The sequence below is a fragment of the Bradyrhizobium sp. genome (assembly GCF_004799445.1).
GTDB lineage: Bacteria > Pseudomonadota > Alphaproteobacteria > Rhizobiales > Xanthobacteraceae > Bradyrhizobium.
On the sequence record NZ_SSNA01000081.1, the window covers coordinates 14065 to 33981 of the forward strand.

Genomic DNA, 19917 nt, shown 5'->3' on the forward strand with positions numbered 1-19917 from the left:
ACCCGCCGTTTACCATTCCCTCCATATCCTCTCCGCTATGGATTCGATCCGTAGGCGCAATCCCCAAGCTGACCTGATGTCGCTCGAAGCCGCGGCGATGTCGGCGCGGGGAGGTTTTGCCTGCATGTTCTCGACGTCGGACGAATATGAGACCGCGCTGATCACGCAACGGCGCGCGCAGGGCCGATACGGTCAACCGCGCAACCGTTGGCCTGCCATCCTGTTCGTCGGCTGTGCGATGATGGTCGCCGGCACGGTGCTGCTTTTGAACTGAAGTTGGCCGGGTACGAATAGCGATGCGGGCGCCGCAAGGCGCCTTTTTCTTTTTCGCCGTCTGGGTTAGAGACGTGCGTTCTCAACCAGAGGCGCAAACCCCATGATCACCGAAATCGCCCAGATCGACGTCAAGCCCGGCACCGAAAAGGATTTTGAGGCCGCGGTCGCCAAGGCGCGCCCGCTGTTCCTGCGCGCCAAGGGCGGCCGAGGGATCGAACTGCACAAATCGATCGAGAAGCCGTCGCGTTACCGGCTGATGGCCAAGTGGGACACGCTGGAAAACCACACCGTCGATTTCAGGGGTTCCGAAGACTTCACGGCCTGGCGTGGGCTGGTCGGACAGTATTTTGCAGCGCCTCCCGAGGTCGAGCACACCGAGACGGTACTGGCCTCGGACTGAACGCGGGCCGGGCGGCGCGCGAGGTCAGGCCGGCGCCGCGCCGGCTTCGGTGTTGTCGGCCTTGAAGTGATCGATCAGGACTTTCACGATCGCCATCAGCGGCAGCGCCAGCGCCAGCCCCCAGATGCCGAACACGACGCCGAGCAGGATCTGGAAGCCGAACAGCGTGGCAGGCGGGATGTCCAGCGCCTGACGCTGGATGATCGGCGTGAGAATGTAGCTTTCCATCGCGTGAACGCCGAGGAAGAGCGCAAACGCGCTGGCCGCGGCGACCCACCCGGAGGCGAGACTCGCAAGCACCACGATCACCCCGGCGAGCAGCGCGCCGACGGTCGGAATGAAAGCCAGCAGCCCGGCCTGGATGCCCAGAATAAAGGAACTCTGGATCCCGATGATCGAAAGACCAATCCAGGTCACGGCGAACACCGCGGCCATGGTGATGATCTGCGCGATCAGCCAGCGCTCCAGCGTCTCGCCGATCCGATCGACGATCGCAGTGATGCCGGCGCGGTGCCGTGCCGGGGCCAGATACAACAGTCCCTTCCGGTAAACGCTCGGCTGCGCCGCAAAGGTCAGCCCGAGAAACAGCACGATGAAGAAATTTCCCACCGCACTCACCGTACCCAGGAGGACCTTCAGGGTCTGGCTGACGATCGCGCCGCCGCTGGAGGCCAGCGCGCCCGCACCGGGAAGACTATGTGTCACGGCAGCGCTTGGCGTCGCCGCAGCGCCGGGCGTTCCTGGTATGGCCGAAGCCGCCGGCGGATTGCCGAACTCGAAATAGCTGGTATCGATCCCGTTTCGCTCAAGGAAAGCCTTGACGCCGACCAGCTGCGATTTGATCGTATCGCTCAGCACCGCCGCCTGCTGCGCGATGGTGGCGCCGCCGAGGAAGACAATCCCGGACAACAGTCCGGCAAGCACCAGGCACACAATCGTCAGCCGCAGCGAATGCGGCAGCCTGACGATGCGGCCGAGCCTGTTGGTCATGGCGTTGAGCGCCACACCGAGCAGCACTCCGGCGAAGATCAGAAAAAGTGTCGCGGCGAAATACCAGGTGAACAGCAACAGGCTTGCGAAAGCCACAATCCCGATGCCGCCGACGGATATCGCCCATGCCAGATCGATGCGGGCCTGAAGGCGATTATCGGCCGAGCCTGCCACAGTCACTCTCACTCCTTGCTGGTTAATTCGGACCGCACTCTTTCGCCAAACGCGCCCGGGATCAAGCAAAGAAGCCACGACGGCTGAGGTTATTGCAGACCTGCGTCGTGGAAGAGCTGGCTGTAAGATATTGATCCGCCGCCGAGCGCGATGCATGATCGGACCGGAATATTGCGGGGTGAGATTGGAAACGAGATAATGAGGAGGCCGGTAGTCGGTGTGATCGGCAACGCCTATCGCATCGAAAACAGATTTGCGACGCAGATGGTCGGTGAGCGAAACCTCCGCGCGGTGGCCGAAGTAATCGGCGCATTGCCTCTGATGTTCGCGGCGTCACCGGATATCACGGATATCGGTGCCTTGCTGGACGTCGTCGATGGCGTGTTGCTGACCGGAGCCCGCGCCAATGTGCACCCGAAGCATTTCCTCACCGAGCCCGACCCCCGGCACGAACCCTACGACCTGCGCCGCGACGAGCTGGCGCTTTCGTTGTCGGAGGTCTGTGTCGCGCGCGGCGTCCCGCTGTTCGGGATTTGCCGCGGCTTGCAGGAGATGAACGTCGCCTTTGGCGGCTCGCTGCATCCCGAAATCCGCGAATTGCCGGGGCGCATGAATCATCGGATGCCGCGGCTGGAAAGCGGCGAAATCCATCCCGATCCGACCGTGATCTTTGCCGACCGCCACGAGGTCCGCCTGACACCCGACGGTGCCTTTGCCAAACTGCTCGGTTGCGAGACGATCCGCGTCAATTCCTTGCACGGCCAGGGCGTCCTCGAACCGGGCGAACGGGTCGTCGTCGAAGGCGTGGCGGAGGACGGCACCATCGAGGCGATCCGGATCGCCGACGCCCCGGGCTTCGCGCTCGGCGTGCAGTGGCACGCCGAGTACGATCCACAGCGCAATCCCATCAACCGCGCGTTATTTCAGGCGTTCGGCGAGGCCGTTCTGGAGCATCAACGCCGGGCATAGCCCGGCGCCGACCCAAAGGGACTCGATCCGGCTATGCCGCCTTGCCGATTTTCTCCACCTTCACGCCGCCGCCTTCCAGCAGCATGACCCGGTTGAGGAGCTTCACCAGCGCGTAGACCGATTCGATTGCGGGTGCAGCCGTATTGGTCAGCTTGGCCATTTCCAGGATCGAGCCGATCAGCGCCTCGGTTTCGAGCGAGCGGCCGGCTTCGACGTCCTGCAACATCGAGGTTTTGTGGGCGCCGACGGCTTCGGCGCCGGCGATGCGTTTGTCGATGGTGACGCGGAAGGTGACGCCGAGTTTCTGCGCGATGTCCTGGGCTTCCTTCATCATGGTCGCCGCCAGTTCGCGGGTCTCGGCGAACTGGCAAATGTCCACCAGCGTGGCGTGGGTGAGTGCCGAAATCGGGTTGAACGAGAGATTGCCCCATGCCTTCAGCCAGATTTCCGAGCGGATGTCCGGCAGCACCATGGATTTCAGCCCGGCCTTGATGAAGACGTCATGCAATTCCCTGACGCGGGGGGTCTCCTTGCCGTCGAGTTCGCCGATCGGGAAGCGATCGCCCTCGACGTGGTGAATGACGCCCGGCGCGATCGCCGCCGCGGCGGGATAGACCACGCAGCCGATGATGCGGTTCGGATCGATGTGTTTGGTGAGGACGCCCGACGGATCGAGGCTTTGCAGCCGGTGATTGTCGTACTTGCCGCCGAGCTTCTGGAAATACCACCACGGCAGCCCGTTCTGCACGGTCAGCACGACGGTGTCGGGACCGAGCAGTGAATCGATGTCGCGCACGACCTGATCGAGGAAATGCGCCTTCACCGCCAGCACGACGATATCCTGCTTGCCGGCCTCGGTCGCCTTGTTGACGGCTTTCATTTTGGCGGTCTGGACCTTGCCGTCATGCCACTCCAGCTTGAGGCCGTTCTTCTGGATCGCGGCGAGATGCGCGCCCTGGTCGATGACAGTGACATCCTCGCCCGCGAGCGCGAACTTGGCCGCCAGCAGGCCGCCGATGGCGCCCGCGCCGACCACGCAAATCTTCTTCTGTTTGGGCGGCGCGCCCAACAAATAGGGGCTGGGCAGCACTTGGTCGAAAACATTGCCGAGACTGCCGACGCCGTCGATCACGATGTCGACTACGTTATGAGCGTCGCCCATCGTGCCGGCGCCAAGCGAGGTGCCGCAGGCGATGATGTCGCCCGGCATCAGCGTGACGTCCTTGGAAATCGCAGCGACCAGCTTGTGCGGCGGGAAGAACATGTCGGCCACCGGATAGTTCTGCCGTTCCTTGCCGTTCAGGATGGTCTTGATCGACAGTTTCATCGGGTCGACACCGGTCGCGATCACCGGACCAAACACACCGAAGGTGTCGAAGCTTTTTGAACGCGCCCATTGTTCGAACGACTTGTCCTTGCGCAGCAGGTCAACGGCGGTGACGTCGTTCACGCAGGTGTAGCCGAAGATATAGTCGCCGGCCTCGGCCTCCGAGATGTTGAAGCATTTCTTGCCGATGACGACGCCAAGCTCGCCCTCGTAGATGATCTTTCCGGTATAGGTCGCCGGGCGCTCGATCGGCCGGTTGGCGGGCCAATAGGAATTCGGCGCCTTCAGGAACCAGAGCGGCTCTTTCGGCTCCTTGAAATCGTTCTTGGCCGCGAGCTGGTGGAAATTGTTCCACAGGCAGATCATTTTCGATGGATCGCAGGGCGTCAGAACCTGGACGTCGGAGAGCTTGCGGGTCTCGCCGGTCGGCTTGGCACCGGCGAACATATCGCCGCTGTGAACCGCGATGGTATCTCCCTCCACGGTACCAATGCCGGTCTTGCCGCCTTGCTCGAAGCGAATCCATTTTGTCATCTGCAACCTCCCGGTGCCGTAAAGGCAGCGTCATTCGATCGCGCGGCCCTTTGAGCCTATTGTAATACCGATCTCGATCCTCGCAATCATGCACTGCATCATTGGGAAAGGCGGACGTTGTCGGCTATACACTGCCAAACAAGCTCGCGGCCGGTGGCAAGGCAAGCGGGCGACTGTCTCGGAGGGACGCATGCGGCAGCGGAAATGGGCGAGGCGTGAGCTGCTTGGAGTGACGGCGGGCTCGGTTGCAGGCATGCTTTTCGCCGAACCGCTGAGAGCCGCCGCGCCGCCGCCCGGCGCCGTCACGCCGGCATTGATCGAGGCCGCGCGCAAGGAGGGCAAGGTTTCCTACTACGCCGCCATCGAGCTGAACGTGGCTGAGCGCCTGGGCAAAATGTTCGAGGCCAAATATCCCGGCATTGCCGTGCGGGTCGAGCGTTCAGGAGCCGAACGGATTTTTCAGCGCATCGCGCAGGAGCAGGGCAGCGGCATCCACGCCGTCGATATCGCCAACAGCACCGATGTCGCGCACTATCTCGAATGGAAGAAGAACGGCTGGCTGTCGCCATACCTGCCAGAGGATGTCGCCAAGCATTTTCCTGCCGATCAGTGCGACCCGGATGGAATGTACGCCACCTCATGCGCCTGGCTCGAGACGATCGGTTACAACACCAATCTGGTCAAGGCGGAGGATGCGCCGAAAGGCTACGCCGACCTGCTCGATCCGAAATGGCAAGGCAAGATCGTCAAGGGTCATCCCGGCTACAGTGGCGCGATCCTGACCACGACGTTCGTGCTTTCACGCGAGTTCGGCTGGTCGTATCTGGAGAAGCTGGCTCAGCAGAAGGTGATGCAGGTGCAATCGGCGGGTGATCCGCCGAAAAAGATCATGCTCGGCGAACGCGCGGTCATGGCCGATGGCAACGACTACAATCTCGTGCTGTTCAAGGATCAGGGAAAGCCGGTCGAAGTCGTCTACCCGATCGAAGGTTCACCGCTGATCATCGTTCCGAGCGGGGTTTTTCAGAATGCACCCAACCCGAACGCGGCACGCCTGTTCCAGAATTTCTTCTTCAGTGCGGAAGCCCAGCAGATGCTGGTCGATGAGTTTGCTCATCGCTCCTTCCACGCCGAGGTCAAGCCGAGAGCCGGACAAAAGCCGATGTCGGAGCTGAAGATGTTGAAGTCCGATCCGGTCGCGGTGCAGGCGCAAAGCGAGGAGATCAAGGCGCGCTACGCCAAGCTTTTCAAGGTGTGACCGCCGGGGCGTGCCTGCGGTATCGCCATAAGACGAGAGGCGCCCCTTTCGGAGCGCCTCTGGCGTTGATGTAGCGACCTGGGCGGAGAAACCCCGCTGCCCGGTCAGAGCGAGTAGTACATTTCGAATTCGACCGGATGCGGCGTCATTTCGTAGCGCGCGACCTCGGTCATCTTCAGCTCGATATAGCTGTCGATGAAGTCGTCGTCGAACACCCCGCCGGCCTTGAGGAAGGCGCGGTCCTTGTCGAGGTTCTCCAGCGCCTCGCGCAGCGAGCCACATACCGTCGGGATCGCCTTCAGTTCCTCCTTCGGCAAATCGTAGAGATCCTTGTCCATTGCCGGTCCCGGATCGAGCTTGTTCTTGATGCCGTCGAGGCCCGCCATCAGCATCGCGGCAAAACCGAGATACGGATTGGCCATCGGATCGGGGAAACGCACCTCGACGCGCTTGGCCTTCGGATTGGAGGTATAGGGAATGCGGCAGGAGGCCGAGCGGTTGCGTGCGGAGTAGGCGAGCAGCACGGGGGCTTCGTAGCCCGGCACCAGGCGCTTGTAGGAGTTGGTCGAGGGGTTGGTGAAGGCATTGATCGACTTGGCATGCTTGATGATGCCGGCGATGTAGGAGAGGCAGGTCTCCGAGAGGTCGGCGTATTTGTTGCCAGCGAATACCGGCTTGCCGTCCTTCCAGATCGATTGGTGGCAGTGCATGCCCGAGCCGTTGTCGCCATAGACCGGCTTCGGCATGAAGGTGGCGGTCTTGCCGTAGATGTGGGCGACCTGCTGGATGCAGTATTTATAGATCTGCATCTGGTCGGCCATCAGCGTCAACGTGTCGAATTTCATGCCGAGCTCGTGCTGGGCCGACGCCACTTCGTGGTGATGCTTTTCGACCTTGACGCCCATCTTGGCCATGGCGCCGAGCATTTCGGAGCGCATGTCCTGCACCGAGTCCTGCGGCGGAACCGGAAAATAGCCGGCCTTGGTGCGAATGCGATGGCCGAGGTTGCCGCCCTCATACTCGGTATCGGAATTGATCGGCAGCTCCGAGGAATCCAGCTTGAAACCGGTGTTGTAGGGGGTGGTCTGGAAGCGGACGTCGTCGAATACGAAGAACTCCGCTTCCGGTCCGAAAAACACGGTGTCGCCGACGCCCATCGACTTGACCATGGCCTCCGCCTTTTTGGCCATGCCGCGGGGGTCGCGGTTATAGGGCTCGCCCGTGGTCGGCTCCAGCACGTCGCAGGTGATCACCATGGTGGTTTCTGCGAAGAACGGATCGATCGTCGCCGTGACCGGATCGGGCATCAGGCACATGTCGGATTCGTTGATCGCCTTCCAGCCGGCGATCGACGAGCCGTCGAACATCGTTCCCTCGGCGAAGATGTCTTCGTCGATCATGGTGATGTCAAAGGTCACATGCTGCCATTTGCCGCGCGGATCGGTAAACCGCAGGTCGACATATTTGACGTCGTTGTCCTTGATCGATTTGAGGACGTCTTTGGCGGTCTTCATGTATCCCCCTTTGGATGATTGTGGTTCTATTGATCTGGCCACGGGTCGCGGCCGGCCAATGGTCAATACAATTGGGGGATGCTCAACACAATATCAGAGTATTGGCAGGTTCCGCTCAGATGGCATCGAGCCCGGATTCCCCGGTTCTGATGCGAATGGCCTCTTCGATGTTGGACACGAAGATCTTCCCGTCGCCGATACGCCCGGTCTGGGCCGCACGCCGGATGGCGTCGATGGCCCGCTCGACCAGTTCGTCGGAAATCACTATTTCGATCTTCACCTTGGGCAGAAAGTCGACAATGTACTCTGCGCCGCGGTAGAGCTCGGCATGGCCCTTTTGCCGCCCAAACCCCTTGGCTTCGGTGACGGTGATGCCTTGCAGTCCAACTTCCTGAAGTGCTTCTTTGACCTCGTCGAGCTTGAATGGCTTGATGATGGCTTCGATTTTCTTCACAGATCGCCTCCCGGGCACTTTCATATTTCAGACTTCAGGTTTGTTTCCATGTTGCGCGAGGTCGCGCAGGCGCTCGATTGTTTGGCCCAGCGCCCGGGCGCGCATCCATCATTTACCGGTTCAGCACAACGATCCTGAGCCGACTTCCCCAAAAGCAGGGTCTATGCCAAGTTGTTAAGATGCCTGATTTCGAAATGTTATCAGGCTTTTAACACGCATCCATAGGGGGGTAGACCGAAGCGGGCACAATACCGCAGCTCGCAAAATAGGCAAATAGATCAATCGGCATGCAAATGTCTCGATCGAAATGCGTACGGAACAGGAAATGCCTCAGAAAAAGGCGATTCCGACAGGGGATTTGGCATGGAAGTTCTAACCACCGCTGAGATGGAACGCGCCGATCGGCTCGCCATCGCCGCGGGCACCCCGGGCTTCGCGCTGATGATGAGCGCTGGTCAGGCCGTCGCCCAGGCTGCGATGGACCTGGTGGAGGAGGGCCCGATCGTGGTGGTCGCCGGACCCGGCAACAATGGCGGTGACGGTTTCGTGGCCGCGGCGGAGCTGGCGGCGCGCGGCCGCGAGGTCTCGGTCATTCTGCTGTGCGAGCGCGACAGCCTTCAGGGCGATGCGGCCTCGGCGGCACGGGGATGGAAATATCCGGTGCTGCCGTTCAATCCGCATGCCATCGGCAAGCCGGCGCTGATCATCGATGCGCTGTTCGGCGCCGGTCTGGACCGGGCGGTAAAGGGGGAGCCGCTTGAGATGATCGAGGCGATCAACGCCAATGGCGCGCCTGTTCTCGCCGTCGACCTGCCGAGCGGCATTAACGGCACCACCGCAGCCGTCATGGGCGTCGCCGTTCGCGCCACCGAAACCGTGACATTCTTCCGGCGCAAGCCCGCGCATTTGCTGCTGCCGGGCCGTATCCATTGCGGTCGCGTCCGTGTCGCCGATATCGGTATCGACGCCAATGTGCTTGAGGAAATTCAGCCGCAGACGTTTGAGAACCTTCCCTCGTTTTGGCGCCGATCGTTTCCGGTGCCGCGGATGGACGGCCACAAATACGACCGCGGCCACACCATCGTCGTATCCGGCGGCGTGGCGGCGACCGGCGCGGCGCGGCTGTCGGCGCGCGGCTCGTTGCGGGCTGGTGCCGGCCTTGTCACGCTGGCCACGCCCCGGGACGCGCTTGCCATCAATGCTTCCGCGCTGTCGGCGGTCATGGTTCGTGCCGTCGACACTGTGGTCGAATTTGCCGAGATGCTGGGTGACAAGCGCTTCAACAGCTGCGTGATCGGGCCGGGTGCGGGCATTGGCGGGCGAACGCGCGATCTGGTGCTGACGGCGATTGCCGCCAAGCGAAGCCTGGTGCTGGATGCGGATGCACTGACGAGCTTTGCCGATGCCCCTGATCGGCTGTTCGACGCGATCAAGGCTTGCGACGATCCGCAAGTTGTTCTGACGCCGCATGAGGGAGAATTTCCGCGGCTGTTCAGCGACATCAGCAACAAGCAGCCGCTTCGCTCCAAACTCGGCAGGGTCCGGGCTGCCGCTGAGCGCAGTGGCGCCATCGTCCTGCTGAAGGGGCCGGATACGGTCGTATCCTCACCGGAGGGCCGCGCGACCATCGCCGCCAACGCGCCGCCCTGGCTCGCTACCGCCGGCGCCGGCGACGTGCTGTCGGGAATGATATCGGGCCTGTTGGCGCAGGGCGTGCCGGCCTTCGAGGCTGCCAGCATCGGGGTCTGGATGCATGGCGAAGCGGCGCGCGAGGCGGGACCCGGCCTGATCGCGGAGGATCTGCCGGAGGTGCTGCCCGCGGTGTTCCGGCGCCTTTATGACGAGTTCGGCATCGACTACTGAGGCGCTTCGACTCCTCACTCTACGTCGTACCACCGCACCAGCCGTGGCGCCGCCCAGTCGGTCGCAACGGATTCGACCAGCCAGCGCCCGGCATGTTCAACGGCGAACGCGATGCGTTGGGTCTGGCCGGGGTCGATCGCAAGCGTGTCCAGCCAGAACGGCTTCCAGCCGTCATCGAGCCGGTCCAGCAACCTGAAATGATGGCCGTGAAGGTGGAAAATGCTGGCGCTGTCGGCGCGGTTGGCAAGTGCCAGCACGACGGTCCGGCCGGCTTTGGCGCGGAAGGCGGGTCGCGCGGTCGCGGCGAATTGGGTGGGGACGACCCAATCGGGCTGCGGTCCGCCAAGGGTCAGATCGAAGCGCAGCGCATTCTTGAGGTCGAGCCGCGCCGGCAGGCCATTGGACGGCAGCGGGGGCGCGGCCGGCAGCACCGCATCCCGAATTGGGGGGGCGTTTGAGGCGATCAGCCGGGCGATCGGGCGGGCCTCCTTGCCATCATGCAGCAGCACCAATGAAGCCGCGCCCGGCTCGCGCGCCGGGGCGTCGATGAAGGCGTCGACCCGGGTTCCCGGCGCAAGGATGAGCGCGCCGCCGCGCGCCAGGAACGGTTCGGCCGGCTGCCCATCGAGCGCCATAACCCGGACTTCAATACCTTCCATTTTAATAGCGATTACATGGCGTTGAAAACCATTTACGAAGCGAAGCCTTAGCCGTTCGCGGGGACGGATCTGGAAGTCCTGCGTGGTCCGTCCATTGACCGTATAGACCGCTATTGTGTCCTTTGGATCGATGCCGGGCGCAATCGCGGTTCCATCCGGGCGAAGCCGCCAATCCTCGATCAACAACACCTCGTCGCGGTCGACGGCGATGGCTTCGCTCTCGGCCACGATCAGGGGCAGCGCTCGGGTTGGCCGCGCCGCACCGTCTCCAAGCAAAGCGAGGTCGCAAAGAAACGTCCCGGCATGGCGCAATGGCAGCGGGAAAGTGTCCCGGGCGCCCGGTGCCAGGGAAGCCCGTGCCAGCAACGGTTCAGCCACCAGGACGCCGTCGAGCCCGCGCCAATTTACGACCATCGGGGCGGGCAGATCGTTTCCGAACGCGATCTCGGGGCTGTCGCCGCGCCTGAACCGGAGGTCCGGGCCGCCGAGCGACCAGATCGGGGTATCCGGCTCTCCCGGACGCAAGGCCAGAACATCGGCTTTGGCCTGAAGCATCAGGGCAGGGCGACCCTGAGCGGCCGCAGGCGCTGCCGCCGCCGGATTGAGGGCCGCAGCGCCCAGTCCGGCCAGTAGCGCGCGTCGGTCCGGTCGAAAAATGTGATCTGCCATCCGGTTGATGCGGACCATTTTCCGCTGGATATGTCCAGTTGCCGCGCCTTGGCCGGGAAGCCTCTGCAGGGGCCATTTTTTTGCTGCGAACCGATGCGCTCATGTTATAAGCCCGCCGCAACGATCCCATTTATAATTTGGATAGGGCGTCCAAATCATAAACGTGATCGATTCCATTAACTTGGAGCATGATGGCCGCCCGAAAACCGCTTCAACCTTTTCGGCATCGTGCCCGGGCATCCCAGCCGGAGATGATGCTATTCTAGCGGGCGTGGCGGAACTGGTAGACGCGCTGGATTTAGGTTCCAGTGACGAAAGTTGTGGGGGTTCGAGTCCCTCCGCCCGCACCAAGCGCCGATAAGCGTTTGCGCAATGACAATGACTGACGGATCTGTTTTCCGAAGGGGTTTTTCCTTGAAGGATCGGATCCGCCGAACCACCGGCGCCGGCTTCTGGGCTGCGCCACCAGATCTACAACGTCCGGCATTTTGGCCGGACCAAGCGGGAAGAAGATTGACGCCATGCAGGTGAAGGAAACCGTCGCCGACGGACTGAAGCACGAATTCCAGATCAGCGTTCCGGCAGCGGATCTCGACGCCAAGGCGGACGCGCGTCTGGTCGATCTCAAGGACAAGGTCCGCATCAACGGCTTTCGTCCCGGCAAGGTGCCGGTCAGCCATCTCAAGAAGGTCTATGGCCGTTCGGTGATGGCAGAGACCATCGATCAGACCATCCGCGACACCAACTCGCAGCTCTTCACCGAGCGCGGCTTCCGCCTGGCGACCGAACCCAAGGTCACGATGCCGACCGAGCAAAAGGACGTCGAGGACGTCCTCACCGGAAAATCCGATCTCACTTACACGGTTTCGATCGAGATCGTGCCGGTGATCCAGCTCGCCGATTTCAAGAGCTTTACGGTCGAGAAGCCGGTGGCCGAGGTGACCGACGCCGAGGTCGACGATGCCATCAAGCGGATCGCCGAGCAGAATCGCACTTTCGCGGCGAAGGCCGAAGGCGCCAAGGCCGAAACCGGCGACCGCGTCACGGTTTCCTTCAAGGGCAGCATCAACGGCACGCCGTTCGATGGCGGCACCGGCGAAAACATTCATGTGACGATCGGTTCCAACACCTTCATTCCCGGCTTCGAGGAACAGCTGATCGGCATCGCCGCGGGCGAAACCCGCACCCTGAAAGTCTCGTTCCCCAAGAGTTACGGCAACGAGAAGCTGGCCGGACAGCCAGCCGAGTTCGAGACATCAGCGTCGCTGATCGAGGCGCCGCAGGAAGCCGTCATCAATGACGAGTTTGCTAAGACGCTTGGCCTGGAATCGCTCGACAAGCTGAAGGAAGCGGCGCGCGAGCGGCTGGCGGCCGAATTCGCCGGCGCCACCCGCCAACGGGTCAAACGCCTGCTGCTGGACCGCCTCGACGAAACCCATCGCTTCGAAGCGCCGCCGTCGCTGGTCGACGAAGAGTTCAATCTGATGTGGAACTCGATCAAGGCCGAGATGGAATCCAACGGCAAGACGTTTGCCGACGAGAACACCACGGAAGAGGCGTCCAAGGCGGAATACCGCAAGATCGCCGATCGCCGCGTCCGGCTCGGCCTTGTGCTGTCTGAAATCGGCGAGAAGAACAAGATCACGGTGACCGATGACGAGGTCAGCCGCGCGGTGATCGAGCGCGCCCGCCAGATGCCCGGGCGCGAGAAGGAAGTCTGGGACTACTATCGCAGCAATGCCAATGCGCTGGCCCAGCTTCGCGCACCGATCTATGAAGACAAGGTCGTCGATTTCATCCTCGAACTCGCCACCGTGACCGAAAAGAAGGTGTCGCGTGAGGATCTTTACAAAGACGATGAGGCGGAGAAGAGCGCAGCCTAAAGCCGCGTCAGCACGGCGTTAAGGTTGAGAAGCGAAAGCGGCATGGCGGCGGCATCCGCCGCTATGCCCGGTTGCCAGAATCAGCTTCAACTGGGACCAATTCCCCGGGCATTTGACCGGCCTTGTCGCCGGGGAATTGGCCCATATCTGTGGGCTCTGTCTCTGAAGTCCTGCATCACGGGACGTTCCTCCGCGGTGGGCAATTCCAGTCAGTTCGGTCTTGCCGACGGATGTTCGTCTCCGCCAACCTGTCTACGAACTGTCTACTAACCCTTGGGTGACTAATGCGCGATCCGGTGGAAACCTACATGCAGCTCGTGCCGATGGTGGTCGAGCAGACCAACCGTGGCGAGCGGGCCTACGACATCTTCTCGCGCCTGCTCAAGGAGCGCATCATCTTCGTGACCGGACCGGTCGAGGACGGCATGTCGACGCTGGTCGTCGCGCAGCTTCTGTTTCTCGAAGCCGAGAATCCGAAGAAGGAAATCTCGATGTACATCAATTCGCCGGGCGGGGTGGTGACTTCGGGCCTTGCGATCTACGACACCATGCAGTTCATCCGTCCGCCGGTATCGACGCTTTGCACGGGGCAGGCGGCCTCGATGGGTTCGCTGCTGCTGGCCGCGGGCCACAAGGACATGCGCTTCTCGCTGCCGAATTCGCGCATCATGGTCCACCAGCCCTCCGGCGGCTTCCAGGGCCAGGCCACCGACATCATGCTGCACGCCCAGGAAATCCTGAACCTGAAGAAGCGGCTCAACGAGATCTACGTCAAGCACACCGGACAGACCTTCAAGGCGATCGAGGACGCGCTGGAGCGCGACAAGTTCCTGACCGCCGAGATGGCCCGCGACTTCGGTATTGTCGACAAGGTGATCGACAAGCGGTCGGAAGACCCCACGGCCAAGACCCCGTAGCGGGGCGCGCTGCCGGGAACCGCTGGTTGCGTCGCCATCCCCCGTCATTTGGGCTGGAAAGCGCCTTTACACCCCCGGCGGGGGTAAAAGTTCCGCTTTCGTGCTGGTCCGGCGGCGTGGCAATCGCGCAACGCCGGGCCGATTTCGACACTTTTGCCCGGTGCGGAAGCCGCAAATCACGGTATTGTCACGGATATCGGATGGCCGGCCGGTTAGCGAATTCTTGATAGTCGGGTGCGACCATGGTTGGCTAGGTCGAATAGGTTATGATCGCGGGGGATTCGAATTGGCCGCGATTCGCGCGGTATCGAGAGCATAGGGTCTTCTTTGGTACGGATTTTGCTCTATCTAGAACTCTGTGCCGGTAATTCCCGGAATGGGGCGATCGAGCGTACGGGATCGAACGGCGGACGGAGATAAGAATGAGTAAGGTCGGCACCAGCGACTCCAAGAACACGCTGTATTGCTCGTTCTGCGGCAAGAGCCAGCACGAAGTCCGCAAACTGATCGCGGGCCCCACGGTATTCATCTGCGACGAATGCGTCGAACTGTGCATGGATATCATTCGCGAGGAGAACAAATCCTCGCTGGTGAAGTCGCGCGACGGCATTCCGACCCCGAAGGAAATCTGCAAGGTCCTCGACGACTACGTGATCGGCCAGAGCCACGCCAAGAAGGTGCTCTCGGTCGCCGTGCACAATCACTACAAGCGGCTCAATCATCAGACCAAGCACAACGACGTCGAACTGGCGAAGTCCAACATCCTGCTGATCGGACCGACCGGATCGGGCAAGACGCTGCTGGCGCAAACGCTGGCGCGGATTCTCGACGTGCCGTTCACGATGGCGGATGCCACCACGCTGACCGAGGCCGGCTATGTCGGCGAGGACGTCGAGAACATCATCCTGAAGCTGTTGCAGTCGGCCGACTACAATGTCGAGCGCGCGCAGCGCGGCATCGTCTATATCGACGAGATCGACAAGATCAGCCGCAAATCCGACAACCCGTCGATCACCCGCGACGTCTCGGGCGAGGGCGTGCAGCAGGCCTTGTTGAAGATCATGGAAGGCACCGTGGCTTCGGTTCCTCCGCAGGGCGGCCGCAAGCATCCGCAGCAGGAGTTCCTGCAGGTCGACACCACCAACATCCTGTTCATCTGCGGCGGCGCGTTCTCAGGGCTCGAGAAGATCATTTCGGCGCGCGGCCGTTCGACCTCGATCGGCTTTGCCGCCCAGGTGCTGGCGCCGGAAGATCGCCGCACCGGCGAAATCTTCCGCCATGTCGAGCCTGAGGATTTGCTGAAATACGGCCTGATCCCGGAATTCGTCGGCCGCCTGCCGGTGGTCGCGACGCTGGAAGATCTGGACGAGGTTTCGCTGAAGAAGATCTTGACCGATCCGAAGAACGCGCTGGTCAAGCAATATCAGCGGCTGTTCGAGATGGAGAATATCGAGCTGACCTTCGCCGACGAGGCGCTTGGCGCGGTCGCCCGCAAGGCGATCGAGCGCAAGACCGGCGCGCGCGGCTTGCGTTCGATTCTCGAAAGCATCCTGCTGGAGACCATGTTCGATCTTCCGGGCCTGGAAGGCGTCGAAGAGGTCGTGATCTCGCGCGAAGTGGTGGAGGGCACGGCTCGCCCGCTCTACATCTACGCCGACCGTTCCGACCGCGCCGTCGAAAGTAGCGCCAGCGCCTGATCGTCGCGGTCGCCGGCGAACTTTGCGCGCATTTGTTCCGGCTGCCGGGCCTTCCGGCGGCCATGCTGGCGTAGCTTGTCCGTTAGCGTTTAGCCCCGACTGGCGGCCCTTTCTCAACGACTTGACACCCACATGGTCGATAGCCACCTAATGCTGTCGGCAGCGAAAATCCCACGCTGAGATTCGCTGCAACACGATCCGCGAAAGTACGGCAGACGCCATACGATCCCGGAGCATTAGGCACCTTGTGGCGGTTGCGCACAAAGCGGACTGCGTGCAAGGGGGCACAACAAAAGGAAAAGGCCATGACGACCCCCAAACCCCGGCCATCTATCGTTCACGGCGAAAGCCATTCTTATCCGGTGCTGCCGCTGCGCGACATCGTCGTTTTCCCGCACATGATCGTGCCGCTGTTCGTCGGCCGCGAGAAATCGATCCGCGCGCTCGAAGAAGTGATGAAGAATGACGCCCTGATCATGCTGGCGACGCAGAAGAATGCGTCGGACGACGATCCGACCCCGGATTCGATCTACGAAACCGGCACGCTCGCCAGCGTCCTGCAGCTGCTCAAATTGCCCGACGGCACCGTCAAGGTGCTGGTGGAGGGGCTTGAGCGCGCCCGCGTGCAAAAATACACGCCCCGGACCGAATATTACGAAGCCACCGCGATTGCGCTGGCCGACACCGACGCTACCTCCGTCGAGGCCGAAGCGCTGTCGCGCTCGGTGGTGTCGGATTTCGAAAGCTATGTGAAGCTCAACAAGAAGATCTCGGCCGAAGTCGTCGGCGTGGTGCAGGCGATCACTGATTTCGCCAAGCTCGGCGACACCGTGGCTTCGCATCTGGCCGTCAAGATCGCCGACCGCCAGGCGATCCTGGAGACGCTGTCGGTGACCGCGCGCCTTGAGAAGGTGCTCGGGCTGATGGAGAGCGAGATCTCGGTGCTGCAGGTCGAAAAGCGCATCCGCTCGCGCGTCAAGCGCCAGATGGAGAAGACCCAGCGCGAATATTATCTCAACGAGCAGATGAAGGCGATCCAGAAGGAGCTCGGCGACGACGAAGGCCGCGACGAGCTGGCCGATCTGGAAGAGAAGATTGCCAAGACCAAGCTCTCCAAGGAAGCGCGCGAGAAGGCACAGCACGAGCTGAAGAAGCTGCGCCAGATGTCGCCGATGTCCGCGGAAGCCACCGTCGTGCGCAATTATCTCGACTGGCTGCTCTCGATCCCGTGGAACAAGAAGTCCAAGGTCAAGAAGGATCTGGTCGCAGCCCAAGCGGTGCTCGACAACGACCACTATGGGCTTGAGAAGGTCAAGGACCGCATCGTCGAGTATCTCGCCGTGCAGTCGCGCGCCAACAAGCTGACCGGACCGATCCTGTGTCTGGTCGGGCCTCCTGGCGTCGGCAAGACCTCGCTCGGCAAGTCGATCGCGAGGGCGACGGGACGCGAATTCGTTCGCGTGTCGCTCGGCGGCGTGCGCGACGAAGCCGAGATCCGTGGTCATCGCCGCACCTATATCGGCTCGATGCCCGGCAAGATCATCCAGTCGATGCGCAAGGCGAAGACCTCCAATCCGCTGTTCCTGCTGGACGAGATCGACAAGATGGGCGCCGACTTCCGCGGCGATCCGTCATCGGCATTGCTGGAGGTCCTCGACCCCGAGCAGAACTCGAGCTTCAACGACCACTATCTCGAGGTCGACTACGATCTGTCCAACGTGATGTTCATCACCACCGCGAATACGCTGAATATTCCGGGGCCGCTGATGGACCGCATGGAGATCATCCGGATCGCCGGCTACACCGAGAACGAGAAGGTCGAGATCGCGCGCAAGCATCTGATCCCGAACGCGATCTCTAAGCACGGCCTGGATTCCAAGGAATGGTCGATCGACGACGACGCGCTGCTGCTGATGATTCGGCGCTACACCCGCGAAGCGGGCGTGCGCAATCTCGAGCGTGAGCTTTCGACACTGGCCCGCAAGGCGGTGAAGGAGCTGATGATCTCGAAGAAGAAGTCGGTCAAGGTCACCGAGAAGTCGATCGAGGAATTCCTCGGCGTGCCGAAGTATCGTTACGGCGAGATCGAGAGCGAACCGCAGATCGGCATTGTTACGGGCCTTGCCTGGACCGATGTCGGCGGCGAGCTGCTCACGATCGAAGGCGTCATGATGCCCGGCAAGGGCAAGATGACCGTCACGGGCAATCTGCGCGACGTGATGAAGGAGTCGATTTCGGCGGCGGCGTCCTACGTTCGCTCGCGCGCCGTCGGCTTCGGCATCGAGCCGCCTTTGTTCGACAAGCGCGATATCCACGTCCACGTGCCCGAGGGGGCGACCCCAAAGGACGGACCTTCGGCGGGGGTCGCGATGGCCACTGCGATCGTCTCGGTCATGACCGGCATTCCGGTCCGCCACGACGTCGCCATGACCGGCGAAATCACCTTGCGGGGCAGGGTGCTTCCGATCGGTGGCTTGAAGGAGAAGCTGCTGGCGGCCGCGCGCGGCGGCATCAAGACGGTGCTGATCCCCGAGGACAACGCCAAGGATCTCACGGAGATTTCCGATGCGATCAAGGGCGGGATGAACATCATCCCGGTGGCCCGGCTCGACGACGTCGTCTCCAAGGCGCTGGTGCGCCCGCCGGTGCCGATCGTCTGGGAAGAGGACACCAAGGTGGTGGTCAAGCCGGAAGCCGGCGACGAAGCTCCCGGTGGCCTGACGGCGCACTGAACGAGCCCATGACAAAATGAATAGAACGGCGCCTTCGGGCGCCGTTTTTTTGTGGGTATCGGGTTCGGGTAGCCACGGGAGGGAGCGGGCCGGCCCGGCGATTGAGGGACTGCCATCTTGCACCGGAGGGGTGCCTGAGGCTAAACACGCAAGCGAGGGCGGCTAGCTCAGCTGGTTAGAGCATCTCGTTTACACCGAGAGGGTCGGGAGTTCGAATCTCTCGCCGCCTACCAGCCTTGGCCCGACGGATTTGGCCGCCGAGGGGCTGCGATGAGCCATCGAATCCTCGTCTTTTACGGCTCCTATCGTTCCGACCGGATGGGCATCCGCCTCGCCGAATTCGTGGTTGAGCGGTTACGGCGCCGGGGCAATGCCGTCGAACTGATCGACGCCAAGGCGGTCAACCTTCCGATGCTCGACCGGATGTACAAGGAATATCCGAGCGGAGAAGCCCCCGAGCCGCTGCAGCGGTTGGCCGGCAAGATTCGAGATGCGGATGGCTTCGTATTCGTCACCGGCGAATATAATTGGGGTGTCCAGCCCGGACTGAAGAACCTGACGGATCATTTTCTGGAGGAATGGTTCTGGCGTCCCGTTGCGATCGCGAGCTATTCGGCAGGACGTTTCTCCGGCGCACGGGCCGCAACCGCCTGGCACGGCACTCTCTCCGAGATGGGGATGGTCGTGACGTCAAGCACGATTGCCGTTGGTCCGATTGGTCAGACCCTCTCGGCTGATGGTGCGCCGACGGGTGCAAGCGGCGAAGCTCTCGAACGGGCGTTTCCGCGCTTTGCCGACGATCTGATGTGGTGGGTAGAAGCGGCAAAGATGCAGCGACAACGCAAGGCGCCGCCGTTTTGATCGACTAACCGCCCTGATTCCGGTGGCCCGGCACGGCACCCGCCTCACCCCCAAATCCACAGGCGTGGCCGTGTCCAGGACCGATCATGATGGCCCGCCCCATCAGCGCGCCATTCCTGTGGTTGTCCCCGTTCCTGTGGTCGTCCCTGAGGGACCCTCGGCTGGCGGTGGGGTTCCGTCTCGCACCGTCGACCCCGGTGTTCCGCTCGGTCCGGGATTAGGCGCAAGATGGGTCGTGTTCCATGGTCCCCATGTGACGACAGCCATCGCCAGAACGAACGCTACAGCGATAGCGACGAACCTTCGAAAGCTGCCTTCCCAATCCTGACTATCCCGCATGCGGCTCTCCACGTTGGTTCTGGTAATCCTGACTTCAAGCTGTCTTGGTGAACATCGTCAGGACGCCGTCGGCGACGTTGATGGCAACGACGTGCGACGAATTCAGGCCCTTGGCCTTGAGGGCGGCCGCCACCTGCGGGTTCGCGTCAATGGACTTGCGCAGGGACTGCATGTCTTCGTCGCTTGTCTGTGAGACGATGTCATTGACCTTCGAGCGCACCGCCGGTTTGAGGTCCTTGACGTCGACGATCTGGATGCTGCGTATGACGGCACTGGACTGGTCAGGCGGCGTCTGTGCCTCCGGTTGCGAGGGTGCTGTGCCCTGTGCCTGCACGAAAGCTGGCGTCCCGAGGGAGAGCGCCGCAATAATGACGGATGCCGTAAAGATGCGCATGGTCACT

General features: G+C 62.0%; 16 protein-coding genes, 2 tRNA genes and 1 pseudogene. 12 read left to right on the plus strand and 7 right to left on the minus strand.

All coding sequences use genetic code 11. The features are described 5' to 3' along the window. Positions 1-37 precede the first annotated feature (37 nt). Together E8A46_RS10730 and E8A46_RS10735 are read left to right on the plus strand one after the other, a co-directional pair. Positions 38-274, plus strand: a complete 237-nt coding sequence (locus E8A46_RS10730; RefSeq protein WP_291560319.1) for a hypothetical protein — start codon at positions 38-40, stop codon at positions 272-274. A gap of 102 nt (positions 275-376) precedes the next feature. Then, complete coding sequence (locus E8A46_RS10735; protein WP_291560321.1) at positions 377-676, plus strand: antibiotic biosynthesis monooxygenase family protein; 300 nt, start codon at positions 377-379, stop codon at positions 674-676. 24 nt (positions 677-700) lie between these two features. Here the strand turns inward: E8A46_RS10735 and E8A46_RS10740 are convergent, their stop codons facing one another. Continuing rightward, a complete protein-coding gene (locus E8A46_RS10740) occupies positions 701-1840 on the minus strand; it encodes an AI-2E family transporter (protein ID WP_291560447.1) in 1140 nt (379 codons plus the stop codon). A 198-nt stretch (positions 1841-2038) separates the two neighbouring features. On the opposite strand from E8A46_RS10740, the gene E8A46_RS10745 reads away from it, so the two are divergent. Further along, on the plus strand, positions 2039-2809 hold the full coding sequence (locus tag E8A46_RS10745) for a gamma-glutamyl-gamma-aminobutyrate hydrolase family protein (protein WP_291560323.1): 771 nt from the start codon (positions 2039-2041) through the stop codon (positions 2807-2809). A gap of 31 nt (positions 2810-2840) precedes the next feature. Here the strand turns inward: E8A46_RS10745 and E8A46_RS10750 are convergent, their stop codons facing one another. Both E8A46_RS10750 and E8A46_RS10755 read right to left on the minus strand, forming a co-directional pair. Continuing rightward, positions 2841-3878 carry a 2-dehydropantoate 2-reductase gene (locus E8A46_RS10750; RefSeq protein ID WP_291560448.1) on the minus strand — a complete coding sequence of 346 codons (1038 nt, stop codon included), beginning with the start codon at positions 3876-3878 and terminating at the stop codon, positions 2841-2843. Positions 3879-3923: 45 nt separating this feature from the next. Next, positions 3924-4670 (minus strand): annotated as a pseudogene (locus E8A46_RS10755) (fumarylacetoacetate hydrolase family protein); the annotation flags it as partial. A 190-nt stretch (positions 4671-4860) separates the two neighbouring features. Between E8A46_RS10755 and E8A46_RS10760 the strand changes: the two are divergent. Beyond that, entirely contained in the window at positions 4861-5928 is a 1068-nt protein-coding gene (locus E8A46_RS10760) for an extracellular solute-binding protein (RefSeq protein ID WP_291560325.1), read from the plus strand. A 104-nt stretch (positions 5929-6032) separates the two neighbouring features. On the opposite strand, the gene glnA is transcribed toward E8A46_RS10760, so the two are convergent. Further along, entirely contained in the window at positions 6033-7442 is a 1410-nt protein-coding gene (gene glnA, locus E8A46_RS10765; protein WP_291560326.1) for a type I glutamate--ammonia ligase, read from the minus strand. Between the two features lie 115 nt (positions 7443-7557). Further along, positions 7558-7896, minus strand: a complete 339-nt coding sequence (locus E8A46_RS10770; RefSeq protein ID WP_072824146.1) for a P-II family nitrogen regulator — start codon at positions 7894-7896, stop codon at positions 7558-7560. A gap of 363 nt (positions 7897-8259) precedes the next feature. Between E8A46_RS10770 and E8A46_RS10775 the strand changes: the two genes are divergently transcribed. Further along, entirely contained in the window at positions 8260-9759 is a 1500-nt protein-coding gene (locus E8A46_RS10775; RefSeq protein WP_291560330.1) for an NAD(P)H-hydrate dehydratase, read from the plus strand. Positions 9760-9773: 14 nt separating this feature from the next. On the opposite strand, the gene E8A46_RS10780 is transcribed toward E8A46_RS10775, so the two are convergent. Next, complete coding sequence (locus tag E8A46_RS10780) at positions 9774-10973, minus strand: multicopper oxidase domain-containing protein (protein WP_363251512.1); 1200 nt, start codon at positions 10971-10973, stop codon at positions 9774-9776. 379 nt (positions 10974-11352) lie between these two features. On the opposite strand from E8A46_RS10780, the gene E8A46_RS10785 reads away from it, so the two are divergent. The 7 genes from E8A46_RS10785 (at position 11353) to E8A46_RS10815 (ending at position 19177) form a co-directional block, all read left to right on the plus strand. Beyond that, a tRNA-Leu gene (locus E8A46_RS10785) sits at positions 11353-11437 on the plus strand. A 171-nt stretch (positions 11438-11608) separates the two neighbouring features. Beyond that, complete coding sequence (gene tig, locus E8A46_RS10790; RefSeq protein ID WP_291560334.1) at positions 11609-12970, plus strand: trigger factor; 1362 nt, start codon at positions 11609-11611, stop codon at positions 12968-12970. Between the two features lie 284 nt (positions 12971-13254). Continuing rightward, the gene (locus E8A46_RS10795) at positions 13255-13887 is read left to right on the plus strand and encodes an ATP-dependent Clp protease proteolytic subunit (protein ID WP_291560336.1); all 633 of its coding nucleotides are present in this window, start codon (positions 13255-13257) and stop codon (positions 13885-13887) included. A 422-nt stretch (positions 13888-14309) separates the two neighbouring features. Then, positions 14310-15584, plus strand: a complete 1275-nt coding sequence (gene clpX, locus E8A46_RS10800; RefSeq protein WP_291560338.1) for an ATP-dependent Clp protease ATP-binding subunit ClpX — start codon at positions 14310-14312, stop codon at positions 15582-15584. Positions 15585-15889: 305 nt separating this feature from the next. Continuing rightward, a complete protein-coding gene (gene lon / locus E8A46_RS10805; RefSeq protein ID WP_291560341.1) occupies positions 15890-18316 on the plus strand; it encodes an endopeptidase La in 2427 nt (808 codons plus the stop codon). Positions 18317-18472: 156 nt separating this feature from the next. After that, a tRNA-Val gene (locus E8A46_RS10810) sits at positions 18473-18549 on the plus strand. Positions 18550-18586: 37 nt separating this feature from the next. Further along, the gene (locus tag E8A46_RS10815; RefSeq protein ID WP_291560343.1) at positions 18587-19177 is read left to right on the plus strand and encodes an NADPH-dependent FMN reductase; all 591 of its coding nucleotides are present in this window, start codon (positions 18587-18589) and stop codon (positions 19175-19177) included. Between the two features lie 373 nt (positions 19178-19550). On the opposite strand, the gene E8A46_RS10820 is transcribed toward E8A46_RS10815, so the two are convergent. Next, positions 19551-19910: a hypothetical protein gene (locus E8A46_RS10820; RefSeq protein ID WP_291560344.1), complete on the minus strand. Its 360-nt coding sequence runs from the start codon at positions 19908-19910 to the stop codon at positions 19551-19553. Positions 19911-19917: the final 7 nt, after the last annotated feature.

Bases quoted from the DNA above. Each gene is read 5' to 3' on its own strand.
- E8A46_RS10730 (WP_291560319.1), top strand. From the start codon at position 38: ATGGATTCGATCCGTAGGCGCAATCCCCAAGCTGACCTGATGTCGCTC.
- E8A46_RS10735 (WP_291560321.1), top strand. From the start codon at position 377: ATGATCACCGAAATCGCCCAGATCGACGTCAAGCCCGGCACCGAAAAG.
- E8A46_RS10745 (WP_291560323.1), top strand. From the start codon at position 2,039: ATGAGGAGGCCGGTAGTCGGTGTGATCGGCAACGCCTATCGCATCGAA.
- E8A46_RS10760 (WP_291560325.1), top strand. From the start codon at position 4,861: ATGCGGCAGCGGAAATGGGCGAGGCGTGAGCTGCTTGGAGTGACGGCG.
- glnA (WP_291560326.1), bottom strand. From the start codon at position 7,442: ATGAAGACCGCCAAAGACGTCCTCAAATCGATCAAGGACAACGACGTC.
- E8A46_RS10775 (WP_291560330.1), top strand. From the start codon at position 8,260: ATGGAAGTTCTAACCACCGCTGAGATGGAACGCGCCGATCGGCTCGCC.
- E8A46_RS10780 (WP_363251512.1), bottom strand. From the start codon at position 10,973: ATGCTTCAGGCCAAAGCCGATGTTCTGGCCTTGCGTCCGGGAGAGCCG.
- tig (WP_291560334.1), top strand. From the start codon at position 11,609: ATGCAGGTGAAGGAAACCGTCGCCGACGGACTGAAGCACGAATTCCAG.
- E8A46_RS10795 (WP_291560336.1), top strand. From the start codon at position 13,255: ATGCGCGATCCGGTGGAAACCTACATGCAGCTCGTGCCGATGGTGGTC.
- clpX (WP_291560338.1), top strand. From the start codon at position 14,310: ATGAGTAAGGTCGGCACCAGCGACTCCAAGAACACGCTGTATTGCTCG.
- lon (WP_291560341.1), top strand. From the start codon at position 15,890: ATGACGACCCCCAAACCCCGGCCATCTATCGTTCACGGCGAAAGCCAT.
- E8A46_RS10815 (WP_291560343.1), top strand. From the start codon at position 18,587: ATGAGCCATCGAATCCTCGTCTTTTACGGCTCCTATCGTTCCGACCGG.
- E8A46_RS10820 (WP_291560344.1), bottom strand. From the start codon at position 19,910: ATGCGCATCTTTACGGCATCCGTCATTATTGCGGCGCTCTCCCTCGGG.